22 protein-coding genes and 1 tRNA gene are annotated in these 24614 nt (G+C 64.3%); 15 read left to right on the top strand and 8 right to left on the bottom strand.

Annotated features, from left to right (window positions below; genetic code table 11):
- The first annotated feature begins 12 nt into the window (after positions 1–12).
- From kdpC to EWH12_RS13865, 3 genes are read left to right on the top strand one after another with little or no spacing between them, the layout of a single operon-like run.
- The gene (gene kdpC, locus EWH12_RS13855) at positions 13–600 is read left to right on the top strand and encodes a potassium-transporting ATPase subunit KdpC (protein ID WP_129926962.1); all 588 of its coding nucleotides are present in this window, start codon (positions 13–15) and stop codon (positions 598–600) included.
- Positions 597–3263 (top strand): sensor histidine kinase, encoded by a 2667-nt coding sequence (locus tag EWH12_RS13860; RefSeq protein WP_129926963.1) that lies wholly within the window; start codon positions 597–599, stop codon positions 3261–3263. Before kdpC ends, EWH12_RS13860 begins: the two co-directional genes overlap by 4 nt.
- Complete coding sequence (locus EWH12_RS13865; RefSeq protein WP_066602060.1) at positions 3260–3961, top strand: response regulator; 702 nt, start codon at positions 3260–3262, stop codon at positions 3959–3961. Before EWH12_RS13860 ends, EWH12_RS13865 begins: the two co-directional genes overlap by 4 nt.
- A 14-nt stretch (positions 3962–3975) precedes the next feature.
- Here the strand turns inward: EWH12_RS13865 and EWH12_RS13870 are convergent, their stop codons facing one another.
- Together EWH12_RS13870 and EWH12_RS13875 are read right to left on the bottom strand one after the other, a co-directional pair.
- Complete coding sequence (locus EWH12_RS13870; protein ID WP_129926964.1) at positions 3976–4563, bottom strand: hypothetical protein; 588 nt, start codon at positions 4561–4563, stop codon at positions 3976–3978.
- Positions 4564–4616: 53 nt separating this feature from the next.
- A tRNA-Ser gene (locus tag EWH12_RS13875) sits at positions 4617–4706 on the bottom strand.
- Positions 4707–4839: 133 nt separating this feature from the next.
- Here EWH12_RS13875 and EWH12_RS13880 point away from each other — a divergent pair.
- The 12 genes from EWH12_RS13880 to EWH12_RS13935 all read left to right on the top strand — a co-directional run bounded on the left by EWH12_RS13880 (position 4840) and on the right by EWH12_RS13935 (position 16325).
- On the top strand, positions 4840–5889 hold the full coding sequence (locus EWH12_RS13880) for a lytic murein transglycosylase (protein WP_129926965.1): 1050 nt from the start codon (positions 4840–4842) through the stop codon (positions 5887–5889).
- Entirely contained in the window at positions 5873–6823 is a 951-nt protein-coding gene (locus tag EWH12_RS13885) for an RlpA-like double-psi beta-barrel domain-containing protein (RefSeq protein WP_129926966.1), read from the top strand. Before EWH12_RS13880 ends, EWH12_RS13885 begins: the two co-directional genes overlap by 17 nt.
- A 47-nt stretch (positions 6824–6870) precedes the next feature.
- A complete protein-coding gene (locus EWH12_RS13890) occupies positions 6871–8034 on the top strand; it encodes a D-alanyl-D-alanine carboxypeptidase family protein (RefSeq protein WP_129926967.1) in 1164 nt (387 codons plus the stop codon).
- Entirely contained in the window at positions 8031–8657 is a 627-nt protein-coding gene (gene tmk, locus EWH12_RS13895) for a dTMP kinase (protein WP_129926968.1), read from the top strand. The genes EWH12_RS13890 and tmk overlap by 4 nt, the downstream gene beginning before the upstream one ends.
- On the top strand, positions 8654–9628 hold the full coding sequence (locus EWH12_RS13900) for an AAA family ATPase (protein ID WP_129926969.1): 975 nt from the start codon (positions 8654–8656) through the stop codon (positions 9626–9628). The genes tmk and EWH12_RS13900 overlap by 4 nt, the downstream gene beginning before the upstream one ends.
- Positions 9629–9669: 41 nt before the next feature.
- On the top strand, positions 9670–11238 hold the full coding sequence (metG, locus tag EWH12_RS13905; protein ID WP_129926970.1) for a methionine--tRNA ligase: 1569 nt from the start codon (positions 9670–9672) through the stop codon (positions 11236–11238).
- Positions 11239–11242: 4 nt separating this feature from the next.
- The gene (locus EWH12_RS13910) at positions 11243–12016 is read left to right on the top strand and encodes a TatD family hydrolase (protein ID WP_129926971.1); all 774 of its coding nucleotides are present in this window, start codon (positions 11243–11245) and stop codon (positions 12014–12016) included.
- Positions 12013–12804, top strand: a complete 792-nt coding sequence (locus tag EWH12_RS13915; RefSeq protein ID WP_129926972.1) for an MBL fold metallo-hydrolase — start codon at positions 12013–12015, stop codon at positions 12802–12804. Before EWH12_RS13910 ends, EWH12_RS13915 begins: the two co-directional genes overlap by 4 nt.
- Positions 12804–13433, top strand: coding sequence for a retropepsin-like aspartic protease family protein (locus EWH12_RS13920; RefSeq protein WP_129926973.1), 630 nt, complete (start codon positions 12804–12806; stop codon positions 13431–13433). The genes EWH12_RS13915 and EWH12_RS13920 overlap by 1 nt, the downstream gene beginning before the upstream one ends.
- A complete protein-coding gene (locus tag EWH12_RS13925) occupies positions 13430–14731 on the top strand; it encodes an MFS transporter (protein ID WP_066602094.1) in 1302 nt (433 codons plus the stop codon). The genes EWH12_RS13920 and EWH12_RS13925 overlap by 4 nt, the downstream gene beginning before the upstream one ends.
- Positions 14732–14895: 164 nt before the next feature.
- A complete protein-coding gene (gene mazG / locus EWH12_RS13930) occupies positions 14896–15675 on the top strand; it encodes a nucleoside triphosphate pyrophosphohydrolase (RefSeq protein WP_066602098.1) in 780 nt (259 codons plus the stop codon).
- Between the two features lie 116 nt (positions 15676–15791).
- Entirely contained in the window at positions 15792–16325 is a 534-nt protein-coding gene (locus tag EWH12_RS13935; RefSeq protein ID WP_129926974.1) for a tetratricopeptide repeat protein, read from the top strand.
- 16 nt (positions 16326–16341) lie between these two features.
- Here the strand turns inward: EWH12_RS13935 and hflX are convergent, their stop codons facing one another.
- The 6 genes from hflX to EWH12_RS13965 form a co-directional block, all read right to left on the bottom strand.
- Positions 16342–17691 (bottom strand): GTPase HflX, encoded by a 1350-nt coding sequence (gene hflX, locus EWH12_RS13940; RefSeq protein WP_129926975.1) that lies wholly within the window; start codon positions 17689–17691, stop codon positions 16342–16344.
- Positions 17692–17812: 121 nt separating this feature from the next.
- The gene (gene hfq, locus EWH12_RS13945) at positions 17813–18307 is read right to left on the bottom strand and encodes an RNA chaperone Hfq (RefSeq protein WP_224546293.1); all 495 of its coding nucleotides are present in this window, start codon (positions 18305–18307) and stop codon (positions 17813–17815) included.
- A 163-nt stretch (positions 18308–18470) separates the two neighbouring features.
- The gene (gene ntrX, locus EWH12_RS13950; protein WP_066602110.1) at positions 18471–19841 is read right to left on the bottom strand and encodes a nitrogen assimilation response regulator NtrX; all 1371 of its coding nucleotides are present in this window, start codon (positions 19839–19841) and stop codon (positions 18471–18473) included.
- On the bottom strand, positions 19831–22083 hold the full coding sequence (locus EWH12_RS13955; RefSeq protein ID WP_066602114.1) for a sensor histidine kinase: 2253 nt from the start codon (positions 22081–22083) through the stop codon (positions 19831–19833). The genes ntrX and EWH12_RS13955 overlap by 11 nt, the downstream gene beginning before the upstream one ends.
- A gap of 111 nt (positions 22084–22194) precedes the next feature.
- Positions 22195–23640: a nitrogen regulation protein NR(I) gene (gene ntrC / locus EWH12_RS13960; RefSeq protein ID WP_066602117.1), complete on the bottom strand. Its 1446-nt coding sequence runs from the start codon at positions 23638–23640 to the stop codon at positions 22195–22197.
- The coding region (locus EWH12_RS13965; RefSeq protein WP_242496059.1) for a two-component system sensor histidine kinase NtrB at positions 23640–24614 on the bottom strand (975 nt) is incomplete at its 5' end. The genes ntrC and EWH12_RS13965, both read right to left, overlap by 1 nt.

Here is a 24614-nt window from a genome sequence, read left to right on the forward strand (position 1 = left end):
AAGGATATTTCGATGTTTACCGATCTCAAATCCGCCGTTCGTCCGGCAATCGTCATGACCTTGCTCTTCGCGCTGTTGCTGGGCATCGCCTATCCGCTGGCATTGACAGGGATAGGGCAGGCGCTCTTCCCCGCACAGGCGAACGGGAGCCTGGTGCGGGATGGGGGCGTCGTCGGCTCCACCGTCATTGGCCAGGCCTTCACATCGGACCGCTATTTCCACAGCCGCCCGTCGGCGGCGGGCAAGGGCTATGACGGCCTTGCCTCGTCCGGCTCCAACCTTGGCGCCACCAGCCAGGCGCTGGTCGACCGGGTGAAGACCGATATCGCCCGTTATAAGACTGCCACACCCGATCGCCCCGTTCCGTCCGATCTGGTGACGGCCTCCGCCTCCGGGCTGGACCCCCATATCGGACCAGAGGCGGCTTTTTATCAGGTCGATCGCGTCGCCAGGGTGCGCGGCATGGACCCACGGCAGGTCCGGTCGCTGGTAGCGGGCAGCGTCGACCGGCCGCTGCTGGGCTTCCTGGGCGATGCGCGCGTCAATCTGTTCGAACTGAATCGACGGCTGGACGCGATTGGCGCTAAGCAGGCGCGGTGAACGAGACAGCGCGCCCGGACCCCGAAGCCTTTCTGCGCGCCGCCGCGCAGGAAGGTCGCGGGCGTCTGAAAATCTTCCTGGGTTCCGCGCCCGGCGTCGGCAAGACCTATGAGATGCTGACGGAAGGCACGCAGCGCGCGAAGGCGGGGAGCGACGTGGTGGTCGGCATCGTCGAGACGCATGGCCGGCGCGAGACGGAGGCGCTGGTCCATGGGCATGAACTGATCGCCCGCCGGATCGTCCCGCACCAGAATCAGAGCCTGACCGAGATGGACATCGACGCCATTTTGGCGCGGCAGCCGCAATTGGCGCTGGTGGACGAACTGGCGCACAGCAATGCGCCGGGCAGCCGTCATCCCAAACGCTATCAGGATGTCCAGGAACTGCTGGCGGCGGGGATCGACGTCTATTCGACGCTGAATATCCAGCATCTCGAAAGCCTGAACGATGTCGTTGCGTCCTTTACGCGGGTCCGGGTGCGCGAGACCGTGCCCGATTCGGTGCTGGAGGATGCGGAGATCGAGGTGGTCGACCTGCCCCCCGACGAACTGATCGAGCGGCTGAAGGACGGCAAGGTCTATATCCCGCAGGAAGCGAGCCGGGCGCTCACCCATTTCTTTTCCAAATCGAACCTGACCGCGCTGCGCGAACTGGCGCTGCGGCGTGCGGCGCAGGCGGTGGATGCGCAGATGCTGGAATATGTCCGCGCACATGCGCTGGCCGGCAGCTTTGCGGTGGGGGAGCGGGTGGTCGTTGCGATCAGCGAGCAACCGAGCGCGCCGGGGCTGGTCCGCGCCGCCAAGCGGCTGGCCGATGCGTTACGGGCACCCTGGACCGCAGTGCATATCGAAACCCGGCGCAGCGCGATCCTGTCCGACGCGGAGCGGCAGGGCCTGGCTGAAACGCTGGCGCTGGCGTCTCGGTTGGGGGCGGCGACCGCCAGCATTCCCGCACGCAACGTGGTCGAAGGGCTGCGCCGCTTTGCGGTCGACGCGCGTGCGACCCAGATCGTGATCGGCAAGTCAAGCCGGTCCTGGTGGTTCGAACTGCGGCACGGATCGGTGGTCGATCGGCTGGTGCGCGATACCGGATCGGTGGCTGTGCATGTCCTGCCGTCGGACGACGATGCGCCGGTGCGGGTCCGTTCCAGGGCGATGGCGAGCCACTGGAGCAAGCCAGCCGATTACATCATGACCTTGCTGGCGGTCATGGCGATGACGGCGATCGGCCGGTTGATGGTGGAAGCGATCGACCTGGGCAATATCGCCTTGCTCTACCTCGTCCCCGTCATGTTCGCGGCGGCCTCCTATGGCTTGCGCGCGGGATTATTCGGCGGACTGGCGTCGAGCCTCGCCTATAACTTTTTCTTCCTGCCGCCCACCGGCACGCTGACCGTCAGCAACCCGGAAAACATCATTTCCATCCTGGTGCTGCTGGGCGTCGCCATCGTCACCGCGCAGTTTGCCGCGGGCGTGCGGGCGCAAGCCAATCTTGCGGGCGAGAGCGCGCGGCAGAATGCGGCGCTGGCGGGCTTTTCCCGCCACCTGACTGTCGCGGCCAGCCAAGACGAACTCATGCAGGGCGTCTGCGCCGAAGTCGCCCGGCTGCTCGACGTGCGCACGATGTTGCTTACCCCATCCGCTATCGGGCCGACCTTGCGCGCTGCCTTTCCCCCCGAAGACCGGATGGAGCAGATCGAGAAGGCGGCAGCACAATGGGCGATGGACAATGTCCAGCCAGCCGGGCGCGGATCGTCCACCCTGACCGCGTCCGACTGGCTGTTCCATCCGCTCCATACCCAGCGGGGCGTGCTGGGGGTGCTTGGCATCGCGCGCGACGACGCCGGGCTGGCGCTGCGCCCCGACCAGATGCCGCTGCTCATCAGCCTGCTCGACCAAGCGGCGATCGCGCTCGATCGGATGGCGCTGGAAGAACAGATGCTGGACGTGCGCCATGTGCGCGAGCGCGACCGGCTGCGCGCGGCGCTGCTGTCGTCGGTCAGTCACGACCTGCGCACCCCGCTGACCACCATATTGTCGGCGGCGCAGGAATTGCGCCGGGATCATGCTCTACCGCTGGCCGAACTGATCGAAGGGGAAGCGCTGCGGCTCAATCGCTTCGTCGCCAACCTGCTGGACATGGCGCGGGTCGAGGCAGGCGCGCTGCCGATGCGGATCGAGGCGACCGACCTGTTCGACGCTGTCGCCAGTGCGGTGCAGGACAGCCGCCAGACGCTGGCCGGGCGAGAGGTCAAGGTCGACATTCCGCCCGACATTCCGCTGGTCCGGGTCGATCCGGTGTTGCTGCACCATATCCTCCTCAACCTGCTCGACAATGCCGGGCGCTATGGCGATCCCGGCACGCCCGTCACGATCCGCGGCGCTCGCACCGCCGACGCGCTGCTGCTGTCGGTGATCGACCAGGGGCCGGGCATCCCGCCGGGCGCCGAATATCGGCTATTCGACAGTTTCACCCGCATCGAGGGGAACGACCGCGCCAAACATGGCACCGGCCTGGGCCTCGCCATCGTCAAGGGGTTCGCCGAGGCCATGGGATCGACCGCGCAGGCCGCCAATGCCGCTGATCCGCCGGGCGCCTGTTTCACCATCCGCATCCCCGAAGATTGCATAATCAAGGACATGCCCCAGGACGAGCGACCATGACCACACGCCATAAAGTGCTGATCGTCGACGACGAACTGCATATCCGTCGATTGATTCACAGCGCGCTCGCCCGTGCCGATTATGAGACAGTGGAGGCGCAAAATGCGCGCGCGGCGCTCGACCTGCTGCACGAGGCGTCGCCCGATATCGTCATCCTGGACCTGGGCCTGCCCGATCGGGACGGGCTGGAACTGGTGCCGCTGATCAAGCAGCGGTCCGACGCTACGCTGGTGGTCGTGTCGGCGCGCGAGGCGACCGAGCAGAAGGTGGCGGCGCTGGATCTGGGCGCCGACGATTATCTGACCAAGCCGTTCGACACCGACGAATTGCTGGCGCGGCTGCGCGTCGCGCTGCGCAACCGGCTGACGCGCGAGGGCGGGGTGTCGACGGTCAAGGCGGGCGATGTGGAGATCGACCTGCTGGCGCGGATGGTGCGCAAGAGCGGCCATGAAGTGCATCTGACGCCCAAGGAATATGGCGTGCTGGTCCAGTTGGCGAAATTCCCCGGCCGCGTCATTACCCATGGCCAGATCATGGCGCAGGTGTGGCCGCGCGAGGTCGAGCATCATGTCGAATATCTGCGCGTGCTGGTCCGCACGCTGCGCCACAAGCTGGAGGACGATCCGCAACGGCCGCGGATCATCGGCAACGAACCGGGTATCGGCTATCGGCTGCGGACGGATGGCGAGGGGGGATAGGCATAGCCGGCCATTCAGCCCGTCCCGATTGGAACCTGTCGAATAAGGGTGGGGTCCAGTTGGTCTGGATTGAGGCCCAGCGCTTGTAGCGCCCGCCGATCGACGTCGATATGTTTGCGCGCATGATCGCCCGGCGCATAGCTATACCCCCCTTCCATGCTGATGCCGGAAAATGTCACGCCCGTGGCGCCAGCGTCGATGGCGATGCACAGGGCCGTGACGCCGGACGAAGGGATGCGATCGCCGCGATCACCGCGAAAGCGCAGCCCTGTCGCCTGCTCGCAGGCCCTTTGCCGGGCCGCGCGGTCCATTGCCTCTATCGAATCCCAGCCCAGGCCAATCGTAGCGAAAGCGTCGAGGCTGGCCATGTTGGCGATGGCCAGCACATGCGTCGCATGTCGGCCGCGCATCAGGCTGCGCGTCATCTGCTGCGCCGCATTATCAGACACGACGGTATGTCCGTTGAGCAGCACGATGTCAGGGACCAGGGTCGGCCAGGGCAGGAAGCCGCCGTTGACGGCCATCAGCACATAGGGCGCGGGGCCGGCAGGGAGGCAGGCTCCCGGTGCAGAGCCCAGCACATGGACATGTGCGCCAGCCATCAAGGTACGAAGTTCAGACGCGGCTGCAACTCCCGACGATAGCCGACAGAACTTGGCGGAAGCGGTGGGATTCGAACCCACGGTGAGCTTACACCCACGGCGGTTTTCAAGACCGCTGCCTTAAACCACTCGGCCACACTTCCGTTGGCTCGCTTCCTAGCGCGCCGGGCGGCGATGCCAAGTGGAAATCGTCGCTTTCTCCGTTCGTCGCCTTAAGCGACCCGACCGAGCATTAAGGGGATTCACCTGCCGCCCCGCCTGTGCAACAACGGGGGCATGAGGGATTCTTTGCGTTCACCCGTCCTGTCTTTTTTGCTGGGCCTTGCCACCATCGCCGCCGGAGGCATGGCCGTGGGGCCGGCACAGGCGCAGGAAGGGGCGGATTTCCGGGCCTATCTGGAAAGCCTGCGGCCCAAGGCGCGGGCCATGGGCATAAGCGACGCGACGCTGGACAGTGTTTTTCCATCGCTGACCATCAATCCACGCGTCGTTAAACTCGACCAGAGCCAGCCCGGCGGCGGCGCCTATTCGCCCATCCCCAATTTCGAACCCTATCGTCGCCAGCATGTCGATGCGGCGCGGATCGGCCGGGGGCGGACCGTCTATCAGGCGAACCGGGCGCGCCTGGCCCGGATCGAGGCGGAGACGGGCGTGCCGGAAGAGATCATGGTCGCCATCTACGGCCATGAAACCAATTATGGCAGTTATACCGGCGATTTCGACCTGATCCGGTCGCTCGCGACGCTGGCGCATGAAGGGCGGCGGCGCGCGCTGTTCGAGCCGGAATTGCTCGCTACGCTCAAGATGCTGGACAATGGCGTGCCGCGGAGCCGGCTGGTCGGCAGTTGGGCCGGGGCGACGGGTTATCCGCAATTCCTGCCGTCGGTCTATCTGCGCCTCGCCAAGGATGGCGACGGGGACGGCAAGGCGGACATCTGGACCAGCGAGGCCGATGCGCTGGCGTCGATCGCCAATTATTTCGTCCAGTCGGGATGGCGCAAGGGCCAGCCCTGGGGCGTGGCGGTCAATGTGCCGGCAAGTTTCAACCGCGCCGCCGTGGCGGCCAAGACCGAGCCAGCGCGGTGCCCGCGGGTGTTCAACCGGCACAGCCGCTGGCTGACCATGGCGGAATGGCGCAAGCTGGGGCTGTTTCCCGCCAATGGCGTGTGGCCTGCGAATACGATGCTGGCGACGCTGCTGGAACCCGATGGGCCGGGCAAGACCGCCTATCTGCTGACCGGCAATTATCGGGCGATCCTGGATTATAATTGCTCCAACTTCTATGCCTTGTCGGTGGGATTGCTGGCGGATGCTGTTAAACAATAAGGGGCTGTTCGGGACCGCCATAATGCTGGCGCTGATCGGAGGAGGCGCGTGTGCGGCGCAGCCGCAGCAGGCCGGTTCGGTCGCTATGGCAGGCGATACGCCGATCCCGCTGGAGCCGCCTTATGCGGTGGGTGGCGTCACATACACGCCGGCCGATCCCGCCTCCTATGACGAGGTCGGCTATGCCGGCGTTATCGAGGATGGCAGTCGGGGCGGTTCGACCGCAACGGGCGAGGCGTTCATGCCTTCGGCCATCATGGCGGCGCACAAGACCTTGCCCTTGCCCAGCTATGTCGAGGTGACGGCGCTGGACAGCGGGCGGACGATCCTGGTGCGGGTCAATGATCGCGGACCGATGCGCAACGACCAGTTGATCGCGCTGACGCCGGGCGCGGCCGCGCAACTGGGCGTCGCGGGGATAGCGGCGGTGCGGGTGCGGCGGGTCAATCCGCCCGATCAGGAACGCGCGGTGCTGCGCGGCCACGGCCGGGCGGCCGAACGGTTGGAAACGCCCGCCGCCTTGCTAAAGGTGCTGCGGGAGAAGCTCGGTCCGGTGCGGCCAGCAGCGTCCACACGCATGGCTGCGGCAAAGCCCAGGCCGGCTGCGGCCAAGCCTGTCAGCGCCGGCCGCCCTGGCGCGGATTTCGACACGCCCGCGCCCAAACTCGTCGCGCAACCAGCCAAGCCAGCGCCCAGGCCGACGCCCGCGCCGCCCACGACCGGCGGCTATGTGGTGCAGGTCGGGGCCTTCTCCTCGCAGGCTCGCGCTGATTCGCTCGCAAAGAGGCTGGGCGCGCACGTCGCGTCGGGTGACGGCATATGGCGCGTGCGGCTTGGCCCCTATGCCACGCAGCAGGCGGCGCAGACCGGAGTTCGCCACGCGGCCGCCAAAGGCTTTGAGAATAGCCGTATCATGGCTAATGACGCGCGATAGACGTCGCAGTTGAAGAGCGATTCCACTTGTCCGAAGGCAGTTGTCCCATGAAGAAAAGCGTTGCAGTCCTCCTTGCCGTCGGGCTGCTGGCCCAGCCGCTGATCGCCGCCGCACCGCCCTACACCACCGAAGCGCCGATCGCTTATATGAAGGATCTGTCGTCGGGCGCGGTGCTGTACGACAAGGGCGGCGAGACGAGGATACCGCCCGCTTCCATGGCGAAGATGATGACGGCGCATGTCGCCTTCCGTCTGATCCAGAAAGGCGAATTGAAACTCGACACCAAATTCACCGTGCGCCCGGAAACCTGGAAGCAATGGCATGGCCCGCAGGCCGGATCGACCATGTTCCTGTCCGTCGGCGAGCAGGTGTCGGTCGAAAATCTGCTACACGGCATCGTCACCCTGTCGGGCAATGACGCCTGCGTCGTGCTGGCGGAGGGGATTTCCGGCACCGAACAGGCCTTCGTCGCCGCGATGAACGAAGAAGCCAAGCGGTTGGGCCTGAAAAACAGCCATTTCGGCACCAGCAATGGCTGGCCGGATGAAGGCGTGACCTATGTCACCGCCGAGGACCTGGCCAAGCTGGCGCAGGCGACGATCGAGGAAACGCCCGACCTCTACAAGAAATTCTACGCCACCCGGTCCTTCACCTGGGGCAAGACGATGGGCGGCGCGAACATTGCGCAGGGCAATCGCAACCCTATCCTGGGCAAGATCGACGGAGCCGACGGCTTGAAGACCGGTCATACCGAAGAGGCGGGCTTCGGCTTTACCGGATCGGCAGAGCAGAATGGTCGCCGTCTGGTGATGGTCATCGCTGGCTTGACCAGCTTTAACGGCCGCATCAGCGAATCGGTCCGCTTCATGGATTGGGGCTTCAAGGCGTGGAAGGCGCAGCCGCTGTTCAAGAAGGGCCAGACGGTCGAAACGGCGACCGTGCAATTGGGCAGCGCGACGAGCGTATCGCTGGTCGCGCCGCAGAATTTGGCCGTGACCCTGCCGGGCACGGCGTCAGCCAATGTGCAGGTGAAGGTGGTCTATACCGGCCCGATCAAGGCACCGATCGCCAAGGGCCAGCAGATCGCCCAGATGATCGTTCAGACACCGGACACCCCGCCGCAGATCATGCCGCTGGTCGCCGGTGAAGATGTCGCGGAAGCGGGCTTTTTCGGCCGGCTGTGGAACGGCATGAAGTCGCTCTTCGCTTGATAGCAGGGCGGTTCATCACGCTGGAAGGCGGCGAGGGCGCGGGCAAATCGACACAGTTGCGCGCGCTGGCCGCAGCCCTGCGCGCGCGCGGTTTGGATGTGGTCGAAACGCGCGAGCCGGGCGGCAGCGACGGGGCGGAAGCAATCCGCGCCCTGCTGCTGACCGGCGGCGCCGATCGCTGGAGCGCGCGCGCCGAAGCGCTGCTTTTCGCGGCGGCGCGGGCCGATCATATCGAAAAGACGATACGTCCGGCACTGGCGCGGGGCGCTTGGGTGCTGTCCGACCGGTTTCTCGATTCGAGCCGCGCTTATCAGGGGCAGGGCGCGTTGACCGACGCCGATATATTGACGCTCCATCGGATCGGCAGCGACGGGTTTTTGCCCGATCGCACCTTGCTGCTCACGCTGCCCGAAGGCGAGGCGACTGGGCGGGCCAAGGCGCGCGACGGCGATGCCGAAGACCGGATCGGCGGGCGGGCGAGCGATTTCCACCGCGCCGTGGCCGATGCCTTCAGCCGCTTCGCGCTGGAGGAAGGCGCGCGCGTCCATGCGATCGACGCCTCCGGCCCGGCCGAGATCGTAACGCTGCGGCTGCTCGACGCGATCGAAGACTTGCTGCCATGACCATTTTGTTGTTGGGCCATGACGCGCAGGCCCGCACGCTGATGGCCGCCGCGCAGAGCGGACGGATGCATCATGGCTGGATTCTTTCCGGTCCCAGGGGCATAGGCAAGGGCAGTTTCGCGCGCGCGCTGGCGATGCGGCTGCTGGCCGAGGCCGCCGGGCCGTCGATCGATGCGGAGGGGCTGTCCGTCCCGGAAAACCACCAGACCCGTCGCCTGATCGAAGCGTCCGCGCATCCCGACTATGCCGAACTGGCGCCGCTGGAAAAGGATGGCGTCACCGCACGCAACATCAGTGTCGATCAGGTGCGGGGATTGCAACGGCTGACCCAGTCGGCCCCGTCGCTGTCGCCACGCCGTCTGGTGGTGGTCGACAGCGCCGACGATCTGGAGCGGGGCGCGGCCAATGCGCTGCTCAAGACGCTGGAGGAACCCCCGGCGGACATGGTATTCCTGCTGGTCAGCCATGCGCCGGGGCGATTGCTGCCGACGATCCGGTCGCGCTGCCGCACGTTGCGCTTCGATCCGCTGGATGCGGCGACGATGCGCGCGGTGTTGAAGGCGACGGACGATACGCTGTCGCCGCAGGAAATGGATGCGCTGGTGCGTGCGGGCGAGGGATCGCCGGGGCAGGCGCTGCGCTATGCGGGCCTGAACCTGTCGGCGATCGAACAGGCGCTGACCGCGCTGGCGACGCAGGGCGATCCGGGCAATCGCCAGCGGCTGGCGTTGGCCAAGGCGCTGGCGCTGAAATCCGCCAAGCCGCGCTATGAAGCCTTTCTGGAACGCGCGCCCGCCTTCATCGCACAGGCGGCGCGGACTCGCCATGGACCGGCGCTGGGCACGGCGCTGGACCATTGGGAAAAGGCCCGGCATCTGGCGGGTGGCGCGGTGATCCTGTCGCTCGATCCGGCGGGGGTGGTTTTCGAACTGGCCGGGCATGTCGCGGCGCTGGCGCAAGAGCGCGCATAAAGCGGCTTTGCGGGGCGCGGATCAGCGGCTAGGGAGAGGCCATGTCCAAGCCCTTCACCATCACCACCGCCATTTCCTATCCCAATGGCCGTCCGCATATCGGCCACGCCTATGAAGTGATCGCCACCGATGCGGTCGCCCGGTTCCAGCGGATGATGGGCCGCGACGTCTTCTTTCAGACCGGCACCGACGAACATGGGCTGAAAATGGCCCAGACGGCGCGCGACCGCGGCATCGAACCGCGTGAACTGGCTGATGAAATGGCGGGCTATTTCAAGGTGATGAACGAGAGGCTGAATATCAGCCATGATCGTTTCATCCGCACCAGCGAGCCGGATCATCATCGCGCCAGCCAGGCGATCTGGCAGGCGATGGAGGCCAATGGCGACCTGTATCTGGGCCGCTATGAAGGCTGGTATTCGGTCCGCGACGAAGCTTTTTACGACGAGAAGGAAATCACCGACGGGGAGGGGGGCGTCAAGCTGTCGCCCCAGAATACGCCGGTCGAATGGACGGTCGAAGAGAGCTGGTTCTTCCGCCTGTCGGCCTATCAGGACCGGTTGCTGGCGCTCTATGAAAGCCAGCCCGATTTCATCCGGCCTGACAGCCGCCGCAACGAAATTTTGCGCTTTGTCGAAGGTGGCCTGTCGGACCTCAGCGTATCGCGCACCAGTTTCGACTGGGGCGTGAAGGTGCCGGGATCGGACGGCCATGTCATGTATGTGTGGGTCGATGCGCTGACCAATTACCTCACCGGCTGCGGCTATCCTGACGATGCCGATCGGATGGCGCGCTATTGGGCCGAGGGCGGCGATATCACGCATATTATCGGCAAGGATATCGTGCGTTTTCATGCGGTCTATTGGCCGGCTTTCCTGATGAGCGCGAACCTCCCTTTGCCCAAACAGGTCTTCGGTCACGGCTTCCTGCTCAACCGGGGCGAGAAAATGTCCAAGTCGGTCGGCAATGTCGCCGATCCGATGGAATTGGCCGATCGCTTCGGCGTGGATCAGTTGCGCTATTTCCTGCTGTCCGAAGTGACCTTCGGCAATGATGGCAGCTATAGCGCGGAAGCGATCGTCCAGCGCTCCAACAGCGATCTGGGCAATGCCTTCGGCAATCTGGCGCAGCGGACGTTGAGCTTTATCGCGAAGAATCTGGATGGCCGCCTGCCCGTGATCCACGGTCATGATGCGGCTGATGGGGAGTTGCTCGCGCTGCTCGACAAGACGATCCGCACCGACATGCCCGCCGCCTTCGCCGAACTGGCGCCCAGCGTGGCGATCGAGGCATGGTTGCGCGCCTGTTTCGCCTGCAACCAATATATCGATGCGCAGGCGCCATGGGCGTTGCGCAAGACCGATGCCGAGCGGATGGAGACGGTGCTGGCGACCCTCTATATCGCCATCGCCCAACTGGCGGTCGGCATCCTGCCGGTCATCCCGGCGAGCGCGAGCGCGCTGCTGGATCATATGGGCGTACCGCAGGACAAGCGCAGCTATGACGCGATCGGCGATCATTGGTATTCGGCGCTGGCGGAGAGCGATTTCGTGCTGGCCGCGCCCAAGCCGCTGTTCCCGCGCCTCGAACTGCCGGCGGAGGTCGCCTGATCCCATGCTGATCGACAGCCATTGTCACCTCAATTACAAGGGCTTGATCGAGGATCAGGCCAATGTGCTGGAACGGTCGCGGGCCGCTGGCGTCGACCTGATGCTCAATATCGCGACGCGCGAAAGCGAGTGGGACGATGTGCTGGGCACCGCGATCCGCGAGCCGGACGTATGGGCGACGGTCGGCATCCACCCGCATGAGGCGGACGAACATCCCCATATCGACACCGCCAAGCTGGTGGAGAGGGCGGCGCATCCCCGCGTGGTCGGCATCGGCGAGACGGGCCTCGACTATTATTATGACCATAGCGACCGCGATCGGCAGCAGAAGAGCTTCCGGTCGCATATCGTCGCGGCGCGGGACACCGGCCTGCCGCTGATCGTCCATACCCGCGATGCGGAGGAGGATACGCTCAGCATCATGCGCGACGAGATGGGGCAGGGCAGCTTCACCGGCGTTATCCATTGCTTCACCGCCAGCGGCGCCTTTGCCGATGCGGCGATGGCGCTGGGCTTCTACATCAGCATTTCGGGCATCGTGACGTTCAAGAGCGCGAAGGATTTGCAGGAGACGGCGGCGCGGCTGCCGCTCGACCGGTTGCTGGTGGAGACGGATTCGCCCTTCCTGGCACCGGTGCCGCATCGCGGACGGCCATGCGAACCCGCGTTCGTCGCGGATACCGCCAAATTCCTGGCCAATCTGCGCGGCGAGAGCATTGAAGAACTCGCGGCGGCGACCTCCGCCAATTTCCGCGCCTTGTTCAGCAAGGTCGCATGAGCCTGACGCTCACGATCCTGGGCAGCGGCACATCGTCCGGGGTGCCGCGGATCGGCAATGACTGGGGGACATGCGATCCCGCCGAGCCGAAGAACCGGCGGACGCGCGTGTCCATCCTGGTGGAAAGCCCGACCACGCGCATTCTGGTGGATACCTCGCCCGACATGCGCGCGCAGTTGCTGGCCGCCGACGTCATCCAGATCGATGCGATATTGTGGACGCACGACCATGCCGACCACAGCCATGGCATCGACGACGTCCGCCAGCTCTTCCATCATCGCCGCACGCCCGTTCCCGGCTATGCACGAGCGCAGACGCTCAAGCTGCTGTCGGAGCGCTTCGCTTATGCGTTCGAAGGACGCAACGGTTATCATCCGACGATACAGCCTCATATCCTGCCCGACGGGTTGCGGATCGGCGACATCGACATCGCCTGCGTCGACCAGCCCCATGGCGACATTTTTTCCACCGGATTTCGCTTCAGCCATGGCGGCCGGTCGGTCGGCTATGCCACGGATTTCCATGCCCTGACGCCGGACATGCTGGCGCTCTATGACGGGCTGGACGTCTGGGTCGTGGATGCGCTGCGGACCAAGCCGCACCCGACCCATCCGCATCTGGCGCTGACGCTGGACGGCATCGCCGCTACCCGGCCCGGCCTGGCGATCCTGACCCATATGGACCAGAGCATGGATTATGCGACATTGATCGGCACGCTCCCGACGGGCGTGGTGCCGGGCTATGACGGCATGGTGGTGCAACTGGATGCGAACGAGCAGGGGGCCTGATGGACGGCACGGATCAGGCGGCATCGACCATCTGGTATGTGCTGGCGCTCGTCCTGGTCGGGTCCGCGCTGGTCGGGCGGCAGATGGCTTGGGGCAGCCTGCTGCGCATGGCGTTGCTGTGGGTCGCCATCTTCGGCGGGCTGCTGGGCCTGTTCAAATTCGGCCAGAGCCAGGGGTATCTGACCGGACGCTGGGCGGAGGAGGGGGACGTCGTCGCCCCAGACGAAGCGCCGGCGGCGCTGCCCAGGGCCCGGACCGAGGGGCAGGCGCTGCGCATCCCGGTCGCACCGGACGGCCATTATTGGGTCGAGGCGTCGATCAACGGCACGACCGCCCGTTTCCTGATCGACAGCGGCGCGACGATCACCGCCCTGTCCGAAAATACGGCGCGCGCCGCCGGCCTGAACTATGATGTCGGCGAACCGGGCGTCATCATGACCACCGCCAACGGCAAGGTGTCGGCCAAGCGGTCGAGCATCGCCACGCTATCTATCGGTCCCATTTCGACAAGCGATCTTCCCGTGGTCGTGTCACCCACATTTGGGGAGGTCAATGTCATCGGCATGAACATGCTGTCGCGCCTGAAAAGCTGGGGCGTCCAAGACGGCGCCATGGTGCTGACGCCATGATCGCTTCGATCGAGACGGGCGCGCCGACGCAGGCCCAGCGGCTCAAGGCCATTATCGGCGGGTCCACCGGCAATCTGGTGGAATGGTATGACTGGTATGCCTACGCCGCCTTCACTCTCTATTTCGCGCCGCATTTCTTCCCTAGCGAGGATCGCACAGCGCAACTGCTGAGCGCGGCGGGCATCTTCGCCGTCGGCTTCCTGATGCGGCCAATCGGGGCATGGCTGATGGGCGTCTATGCCGACCGCCATGGGCGCAAGAGCGGCCTGACGCTGTCAGTGGCGCTGATGTGCGCGGGGTCGCTGCTGATCGCGGTGACGCCGGGTTATGAAACGATCGGAGTCGCCGCGCCGCTGATGCTGGTGCTGGCGCGGCTGATGCAGGGATTGTCGATCGGCGGCGAATATGGCGCGAGCGCGACCTATCTGTCGGAAATGGCAGGGAAGAACCGGCGCGGCTTCTTTTCCAGCTTCCAATATGTGACGCTGATCGCGGGGCAGTTGGTCGCGATCTGCGTGCTTTTGCTGTTGCAGGCGACGCTGACCGAAGCGCAACTCGACGCCTGGGGATGGCGCATACCCTTCTTCATCGGCGGGCTGCTGGCGGTTATCGTGTTCTGGCTGCGGCGCGGGCTGGCCGAGACGCAGAGCTTTGCGGTGGCCAAGGCGGCGGGCGCGCCGAAATCGGGGTTCGTGGAACTCATCACCAACCATCCGCGCGAGACGCTGACGGTGATGCTGCTGACGGCGGGCGGCACGATCGCCTTCTACGCCTACAGCATCTACATGCAGAAGTTCCTTGTCAATACCAGCGGCCTGAGCCGCGAAGTCGCGTCGCAGATCAATGCGGCGACGCTGTTTGTCTTCATGCTGTTGCAGCCGGTCGCGGGCGCCTTGTCCGACCGGATCGGGCGCAAGCCGCTGATGATCGGCTTTGGCGTCATGGGCGTCCTGTGCACTTATCCGATCTTCGCGACGCTGGCGGTGACGAAAGACCCGCTGGTCGCGGGGCTGCTGGTGATGGCGGGCCTTGTGATCGTGACCGGCTATACGTCGATCAACGCGGTGGTGAAGGCAGAGCTGTTTCCCGCGCATATCCGGGCGCTGGGCGTGGCGCTGCCTTACGCGCTGGCGAATACGCTGTTCGGTGGAACGGCGGAACTGGTTGCGTTGTGGTTCAAGCAGGCGGGCGTGGAGCAGGCATTCTATATCTATGTCACGGTGATGATCGCCATATCGCTGATCGTCTATGTGAAGATGCGCGACACGGCCAAGCACAGCCTGATCCGCGAGGATTGAAGGGCAGATGCGTTGCGAATGCGACGGCGAGTTGGACAGCTGTACGCGATCGCGGCGACAGCATATTTTTAACATAATATATATTATCGTACTTATATTGGACTGGCCAGAGACGTGCGTACGCCCTATCGCACGGCCAGCCTTCCACAGCGATCAGGTCCGATATGAGCAAAGCCAGCCCCGCCGACATCATGCCGCTTGCCGACGTCATGGCGCGGTTGCGTGATCCCGACACCGGATGCCCCTGGGACATCGAGCAGGATTTCGCATCGATCGCACCCTATACGATCGAGGAAGCCTATGAGGTGGCGGACGCGATCGAACGCGCGGACATGGATGCGTTGCGCGACGAATTGGGCGATCTGCTGCTTCAGGTCGCTTTCCACAGCCGGATCGCTGAACAGGCCGGGCATTTTGCGATGCAGGATGTGATCGACGGCATCACGCAAAAGATGATCCGTCGTCATCCCCATGTCTTTGCGGAAGGCGCGCGGCGCGAGGATGGCCATGCCCAATGGGAAACGATCAAGGCGGCCGAGCGCGCGGAGAAGGAGCCGGATCCCAGTGCGCTGGCCGGAGTCGCGATCGCCCTGCCCGCACTGCTGCGCGCCGAAAAATTGCAGAAGCGCGCCGCCCGCACAGGCTTCGACTGGCCCGACACGGTCCGCGTGATCGACAAGATCATCGAGGAACTGGACGAAGTGCGTGAAGCGGCCACGCAGGATGAGCGTGAGGAAGAGATTGGCGACCTGTTGTTCGCCGTGGTCAACTTCGCACGCCATCTGAAAGTTGACCCCGAAACGGCTCTGCGCAAGGCGAACAGGAAGTTCGATCGCCGTTTTCGCGCCATGGAGGGCATGGCGGGCAATCGCTTCGCGTCCTTGGCCTTGGATGATAAGGAAGCGCTGTGGCAGCGCGCCAAGCAGCAGGAAAAATCCGCCTGAAGGCCCCCTGTTTCACGGGCAAAGACATGAGCTGGATAAGGTTCGGACTTGAAACTTATATTTGACAAGGTCCTGCACCGATTATAGCTTTTTCTTATAAAGATGGAGGAAAAGCCATGCGTTTGACGATCCTTCTGCCCTTATGCGCCGCCATAGCCGCTCCCGCCTATGCTCAAAATCACGGCATTAGCGGTATTACCACCAACTTCCCAACGCCGATGAGCGGCCCGATCACCGGCTATGGTCCCGATAATTTCCGTAGCGTCAATGGCGGTGCGTATAACGATGTGAGCCGCGCGCAGCGCCTGATCGCATCGGGCAACTATGCGCAGGCCGACGGTGTGCTGACGAACCTGGTCGGCAGGACGAGCAGCCGGCAGGTCCGGTTCCTCAAGGGTGTCGCCAGACTTGGGCTGGGCGATGCGACGGGCGCGCGGCGATATTTCGAACAAAGCTTGTATCGCGGGCGGAACGGCTATCCCGGTGCGATGTCAGGGCTGGCGCTGGCGGAAATTCGCCTGGGCAACCGCGACGCCGCGCAGGACATATTGGGCAAGCTGCGCAACCAGCAGGAAAAATGCGGTAGCGATTGCGACCGCGCCAAGCCGCTGGATCAGGCCATCGCCGTGGTTGAAAAGGCGCTGGCGTAAAGAAGCCGCGCCGAGACTAGCCTTCGCTTCGCTTTGCGTAGCGGGCGAAGGCGGCGTCCGACAGGCGGACATCAACGCGGCTTTCCTCATCTTCGACGATGGTCGACAGGACTTCGCCATGTTCGTGGAGCCAGGCGACCGTGGCGCCGTCCGACACGGGCACGCGCAGGCCATAGACTTTCGCGCCGCGGGTCATGCAGTCGCTGATGGTGCGCTGGAGCATGTCCACCCCTTCCCCGGTCAAAGCCGACAGGATCACGACATCATCGCGTCGGGACGCGGTTTCGCGGGCGAGCGCGGCGTTTTCTTCGCTGAGCAGGTCGAGCTTGTTCCAGGCCTCCAGGATCGGCGGCGCATCCGGATCCCCTACCCCACGATCCAGCGCCGCTTCGCCGGCAACGCCCAGTTCGCCCAGCACGTCGAGCACATCGTCGCGCTGCGCATCGCTATCGGGATGGGCGATGTCGCGGACATGGACGATGAGGTCGGCCGACAGCACCTCCTCCAGCGTCGCGCGGAACGCGGCGATCAATTGCGTGGGCAGATCGGATACGAAGCCGACGGTGTCGGACAGGATCGCCTTGTCCAGGCCCGGCAGGGCGATCTGGCGCATAGTAGGATCGAGCGTGGCGAAGAGTAAGTCTTCCGCCATGACGTCAGCCCCGGTCATCCGGTTGAAAAGCGTGGATTTTCCGGCGTTGGTATAGCCGACGAGTGCGATCACCGGCCAAGGCGCGCGCTGGCGGCGGGCGCGATGCAGGCCGCGGGTGCGGGTGACCTGATCCAGTTCCTTGCGGATTTTGGCCATGCGGTCGCGGATCATGCGGCGATCCGCTTCGATCTGGGTTTCGCCCGGACCGCCAAGGAAGCCGAAGCCGCCGCGTTGCCGCTCAAGATGGGTCCAACTGCGCACGAGCCGGCCCGCCTGATAATCGAGATGGGCGAGTTCGACCTGGAGCCGGCCTTCATTGGTGGCGGCGCGTTCGCCAAAGATTTCGAGGATCAGCCCGGTCCGGTCGATGACCTTGGCCTCGCAGGCTTTTTCCAGATTGCTTTGCTGCACCGGCGACAGGCTGTTGTCGACGATGATGAGGTCGGCCTCCTCCTGCCGCGCCAGGGTCGCGATCTGATCGACCTGTCCGCTGCCAAACAAGGTGGCGGGCTTAGGGTCGCGCACGCGAAACGCCTGGGACGCGCGCACGTCGATGCCGATCGCGAGGGCAAGCCCGCGCGCTTCCTCCAGCCGCGCGTCGCTGTCCCGGCGGTCTATAGAGGAATTGGCCCCATTGTGCGTTTCGGCATGGACGACGATGGCGCGCGCGCCGCGCGCCACTTCGTCATCGGAATCGCGATTGAATATGGCCATGGAAGTATAACGCCTTACAATGCAACATGCTCCCGCGCAGGCGGCAGCCCAGTCCTGAACGCGGACCTGGGCTGCCGCGTACACGGGAGCACGGCTTTAATCTATCGGACAGGAAAAGCGATCAATCGTCCTGTTCATTCTCGCCGCTGAGATCGAGCGCATGGAGCGGCTGGACCGTCGAGATGGCATGTTTGTAGACGAGCTGGACCATGCCGTCGCGTTCGAGCAACATGCAGAACAGGTCGAAGGCCGCGATTTCACCCTGAAGCATGACGCCATTCACCAGGAACATCGTCACCGGGCTGCCCGATTTGCGGACGGCCGACAGGAAGATTTCCTGGAGCAGCTTCCCCTTGCCGTTGCCATCGCTGGCCTTGCGCAGATCGGTCAGGTCCATCGACTGGGCCGGCATGACGGTGGAGATCGCATGTTTGTAGACCAGCTGCGACTGGCCATCGCGGCGCAGCAGCACGGAAAAATTGTCGAACCAGGTGATGATGCCTTGCAACTTGACGCCCTTGACCAGGAACATGGTCACCGGGGTCTTGGTCTTGCGCAGGCTGTTGAGGAAGATATCCTGAAGGTTGTTCACTTTGTCGGCCATGGTCGTCGCCAGTCCTTTATTCTTGGCGGGACGTTACCCGCTCTCGCACCCTAAGCAGGGTGTCTTGCCCGCCCCCGCTTGTCGGGAGCGGTGCAATCCTATCGCAATTGCGAAGGAGCGTCCATGGCGCAGATGCGCTTTGGCCAAAGTTCGGCAATCGATTGGCGAGACGGGACTAATCCTTGCCGTCGGTAATGCCCAGCAGCTTGAGTTTGCGGTGCAGCGCAGACCGCTCCATGCCGATGAAGGTCGCGGTGCGGGAGATGTTGCCGGAAAAACGGCGAATCTGGATGCGCAGATATTCCCGCTCGAAACTTTCGCGCGCCTCGCGCAGCGGCGCGCCCATGATCGCGGATTGGCCCATCCCCTCCCCGCCGCCGCCGCTGGTGAGTTCAGGCGGCAGCATGTCGAGTTCGATCCGCCCGATCCGGTCGCCCGGCGCCAGGATCATCGTGCGTTCGATGACGTTGCGCAATTGGCGAACATTGCCCGGCCATTCATTGGCCTGGAGCGCGGCCATGGCGTCGCTGGCGATTTCCGGCGGCGGCACGCGGCGTTCGGCGGCGAAGCGGGCGAGATAATGTTCGACCAACGGCGGGATATCGTCGCGCCGTTCGGACAAAGGCGGGATCGCCAGCGGCACGACATTGAGGCGGTAGAAGAGATCCTCGCGGAAGCGGCGTTCCTCTATCTCTCCGGCCAGGTCCAGCGCGGTCGAGGAAATGACGCGGACGTCCACCTTCACCACGCGCTGCCCGCCGACGCGGGTAAAGCTCTGGTCGGTCAGGACGCGCAATATCTTGCCTTGCGTCGTGATCGGCATGTCGGCGATCTCGTCCAGATACAGCGTGCCGCCATGGGACTGTTCCAGAAAACCGGGGCGGACGAGGCCGCTGGGGTCTTCGACGCCGAACAATTCCTCTTCGACGCGATCCGGGTCCATCCGTGCCGCAGCGACGATGATGAAGGGCGAATCAGCACGGCCGCTCCAACTGTGGAGCATCCGCGCGGCGACTTCCTTGCCGACGCCCGCGGGGCCGGAGATGAGGACGCGGCTGCCAGTGCCGGCGACCTTTTTTATCGTGGCGCGCACGCCGTTGATTGAGGCCGATGAGCCAGTCAGTTCGTCATCCTGGCCGAAACGGGCGCGCAACACCTGGTTTTCCCGACGCAGCCGCTCCGTTTCGGTCGCGCGCGACACGAGGTGAAGCAGTCGGTCGGCCTCGAACGGCTTTTCGATGAAGTCGGCCGCGCCCTTACGGATCGCCGCGACGGCGGTGTCGATATTGCCATGGCCCGAAATCATCAGCACCGGCACGGTGGGGTCGCGACGCTTGATCTCCTCCAGCAGTTCCAGCCCGTCCATCCGCGATCCCTGCAACCAGACATCGAGCAGGACGAGCGAGGGGCGACGGGCATCGAGCGCGTCGATCGCGCTGTCGCTGTTGGCGGCGGTACGGGTGGTGAAACCTTCATCTTCGAGCACACCCGCGACCAGATCGCGAATATCCTCTTCATCGTCGACTATCAGAATATCAAGCGCCATTGGCCGTCACTTTTCCTTTTGGCAGGGCGATAACCTGCCCTTCTTCGAGTTTTTCCAGCGCCCCCGCGGCGAAGCGCAGCGTTACGCACGCCCCACCCCCTTGCGCATCATCGAAGCGGATCTCCCCCAAATGCTCCTCGACAATCTTCTTGACGATGGCCAGGCCCAGACCCGTCCCCTTGGTCCGCGTCGTCATATAAGGTTCCAATATCCGCTCGCGTTCGGGCGGCAGGCCTATACCGTCGTCGCGCACGGTGATGAGAATATCGTCCCCCTCCCGCACCAATGTCATACGGACATGACCGCGCGGACCACCATCATCCGGAACGGCTTTTGGTTCAATGGCTTCGACAGCATTCTTCACAATATTGGTGAGCGCTTGTCCAAGCTGGCGCCGGTCGCAAACCATGTCCAGATCGTCCGCTCCGGCATATTCGAAGCGGATATCGGGATGCGCGACTTCGTGCAGGAACAGGGCGTGGCGGGCGATATCGCCCACCGCTTCGCGCCGGAACACCGGCTTGGGCATCCGCGCGAAGGAGGAAAATTCGTCGACGATCCGGCGCAGGTCGCCCACCTGCCGGACGATCGTGCCGGTCAGGCGAGTGAAGGTCGGCTTGTCGCTGGTGATCTCGTCGGCATAGCGGCGTTGCAGCCGTTCGGCGGCGAGCTGGATCGGGGTCAGCGGATTCTTGATCTCATGCGCGATGCGGCGCGCCACGTCGGACCAGGCGGCGCGGCGCTGGTCTGACAGTTGTTGAGTGATGTCGTCAAAGGTGAGGATATGGCGCGACGCATCCTGCGAGCGCTTGACCGCCAGCGTGCGCAGGTCGCCATGGGCGCGCACCTGAACAATGCCCGCGCCGTCCTCTGAGGCGATGAATTCGGCGAGTTCGGGCGATATCTCGGCCAGGTTGCGACCGACCAGATCGTCGCCTTCGTCGACCAGAATCGCCGCGGCCGACCTGTTGAGCAACTGCAACACCCCGTTGAAATCGACCGACAATACGCCGGCGCTGACGCCCGACAGGATCGCCTCGATAAAGGCGCGCCGTTCGTCGAGCTGGCTGTTGGCCGCGACCAGCGCGCCGGTTTGCGCCTCCAGCCGCTGGGTCATGCGGTTGAAGGCGGCGGCCAGCGTGCCGATTTCGTCGCGCGCCATCGGCCCGGTCACCCGCGCCGACAGATCGCCGGCGGTGATCCTGCGCGCCGCCGTCACCAACTGATTAACCGGCCGCACCATCCAGTCGGCGACGGCCAGCGCGATATAGACGGCGATGCCGACCAGCAGCAGCGATCCAACGAACAGCGCGATATTGAAGCGCAGTTGAAGCGCGCGCGATTGCGCCGCGAACAGATCATAGTCCGACAACACCTTCTGCGCCCGCGCGACGTTGGAGAAGGAGGAACTGTCCGCATTGCGGGCGGCGTAGAGATAGATTTTGGACTTGGGATAGAGAAGCGTGACCGCCTCGATCTGGTTGTTGCGGGTCTGGACGACGATCGTCTCGCCCTGCCCCAGCCGTCTGATGACTTCAGGGGTGAGCTTGTCCGCTGCCGGACGATTTTCAGGATCGACCGTCGCGGCGGTGCGCACGATGCCATCCGTCCCTAACTCGATGATGGCGGCCCGGCTCAACTTACGCCCGACGACCTGATAGAGAAGATATTCGGCGAAGCGCGGGCTGCTGACCTGCGAATCCATCAATTCCTTGCGCAGGTCACTGGACATGGTGACGGTTTCGTCGCCCACTTCGCGCAAATTCTGCTCATAATAGCCGCGCGCCAGATCGCTGGCGTTTTGCAACATGCCGCGCGCGCTGTCCGAAAACCAGAATTGCACGCCATATTGGAACAGCAGGGATGCAAAGATCACCACCAGCAGCATCGGCACGCTGGCGACGATGGAGAAGATGGCGACCAACCGAACGTGGAGTTGCCCTTCACTCCCGATGGCCGATTGGGCGGCGCGGCGTTTGGCGACGCGCCGCCCAAGCAACATCAGCAGGGCGATGGCCGGAACCAGATTGGCCACCAGCAGAAGGGCGACGATGGGCGGCGTCAGCAGCGTGTAGGATTCGCCGCTGCCCGAAAGGATATGATAGGTCAGGCCCGCCATGCCGAGGAAGAGGGCCAAAGTCACCCCTTCCACCAATACAGCCAGTCGCCCGTTGCGCAGCGATAGCGAGAGATTTCTCCGCCATGCCGATGCCCGCTTGGGGAGTGTGGTCGCGCCGCTCATAGTGGCATTGTTACAACAACCCCCGTGCCCGTTCAAACACAGTATTTGGCCAAAGGACTGTCGCTGGTCGATGCAGACCGTCGGTTCGTCCTGATTTGCGACTGATGCGGATCAATCGTTGAGGCGCAACTGCATGGGATCGAGACTGTAATCGGTCAGCTTCTTGCGCAACGTGTTGCGATTGATGCCCAGCAGTCCCGCCGCGCGAATCTGGTTGCCATCGACGCTGGCCAGCACTTCCTGCAACAGGATCGGCTCCACCACCGCCAGCAAATCATCATGCAGTGCGCGATTGGGCTGGGCCAGCCCCACGCCCAGTTGTCGCTTGGCCCAGTCGCGAACGGCGTGCGCCAGATGATCGGTCGGGGCGGCATAGTCGGCCGGGATCGCATCCATCGGCAGCATATGGCGCAATATCTCGGCCGTGATGACATTTTCGCGGCTGAGGACGGACAGGCGCTGCATCATATTTTGCAGTTCGCGCACATTGCCCGGCCAGTGATAGGTCATCAGCAGTTGCGCCGCATCGTCGGCCAACGCCTTGCGCGGCAGGCCCTCCTGCGCCGCCCGCTCCAGGAAATGGCGTGCGAGCAGGATCACGTCCTCGCGCCGTTCGCGCAACGCCGGCAATGCGATCGGCACGACGTTGAGCCGGTAGTAGAGGTCCTGGCGGAAGCGCCCATCCTCGATCAGCAGCGGCAGATCCTTGTTGGTTGCGGCGATGATGCGGACATCGACCCGCACCGGCTTCGACCCGCCAACCGTCGTGACTTCGCCCGACTGAAGCACCCGCAGCAGCCGGGTCTGCGCCTCCATCGGCATGTCGCCGATTTCGTCGAGGAAGAGCGTGCCGCCCTGCGCCTGCTCGAACTTGCCGGCGGTGCGGGCATGGGCGCCGGTGAAGGCGCCCTTCTCATAACCGAACAGTTCCGCTTCGATCAGTTCGCGCGGAATCGCCGCCATGTTGATCGCGATGAAGGGCTTGGTGCGGCGCTGGCCCAGGCTGTGAATCGCTTCGGCCACCAGTTCCTTGCCCGTGCCCGATTCGCCCAGCACCAGGATGGACAGGTCGTTGGACAGGACGCGGGCGATGGTGCGGTACACTTCCTGCATCGCCGGCGATCGCCCGACCAGCGGCAGGCCGTCATGCGGCAGGCCGACATCGCCCTCCGCCTCCTCCACGCTCTGCCGGGTGCCCAGCGCGTCGGAGACGGCGCGGGTCAGTTCGTTGAGGTCGAAGGGCTTGGGCAGATATTCGAACGCGCCCTTTTCGGTCGCCCGGATCGCGGTATTGAGCGTGTTCTGCGCCGACAGGATGATGACGTTGAGATCGGGCTTGGTCGCCAATATCTCCGCCACGCCGTCCAGCCCATCGCCGTCCGGCAGCATGACGTCGGTGATCAGCACGTCGGGCGCAAAGCTTTCCATCAGCGCGCTGCGCTCGCGGATCGAGGCGGCGGTCTTGACCCTGTGCCCCTGCCGCCGCAGCGCTTCGCCCACCACCACGCAGATGGCGGGATCGTCATCGACCACCAGGATCGTGCCGGTCGCGCCCATCACGCCATCCCCATCGGCAGAAGGATGCGGAAGGTGGATTCGCCGGCCTCCACATCGCGGCTATATTGGACGAAGCCGCTCATATCGCGGACCAGCTTGTCCACCAGCGCCAGGCCCAGCCCCTGTCCGTCGCGCTTGCCGGTGATGAAGGGGTTGAAGAGATGGTCGAGAATATGTTCGGGCACGCCGGGGCCATTGTCGATGACGAGGATTTCGATCGGCAGCACCGCGCTGCCCTTGCCATCGCCGACCACCACGGAAACGCCATGGCGGAATGCGGTTTCGACCCGGATGCGGGGATTGGCGACACGGTCCAGCGCCTCCGCCGCATTCTTCAATAGGTTGATCATCACCTGCACCAGGGCATCTTCGTTGATGTTGGCGAATGGCAAGGATGGATCATAATGCTTTATGATCTTTATATGTTTTGCAAAACCCGCGGCGGCGATCCCGGCGGCCCGGTCGATCAGGGGATAGATATTGCCGGGGCGACATTCCAGCGTCCGGTCGGTGGTGAAATCCTGCATCCGGTCGATCAGCGCGGCGATCCGGTCGACTTCGTTGCAGATGAGCTGGGTCAGCGCCGCGTCGCGCCCGCCTTGGCTGGACTCCAGCAATTGCGCCGCGCCACGGATACCCGATAGAGGGTTCTTGATCTCATGCGCCAGGATCGCTGCGGCGCCCATGGCCGATCGCGCGCCGCCGGACGATCCGCGATGGCCGATCTTGCGCGCCTGGCTCTGGGCATGGAGCGACACCACGCGCCAACCGTCATGATCAACGATCGGCGCAATCATCAGGTCGACTTCCATCTCGGCGGTGCGGCCGGCATGGACTTTGATGTCATAGGCCCAGTCGGCCCGAAGCTGCGATTTTGGCCAGGTTGAAGAACGAACACTGAACGCTTGATTGATTCTACCAGGACCGTTGCTGACCACCGACCTCGTAGATATCGGCTTCCATGGAGCAATTGT

The sequence above is a fragment of the Sphingobium cupriresistens genome, assembly GCF_004152865.1.
GTDB lineage: Bacteria > Pseudomonadota > Alphaproteobacteria > Sphingomonadales > Sphingomonadaceae > Sphingobium > Sphingobium cupriresistens.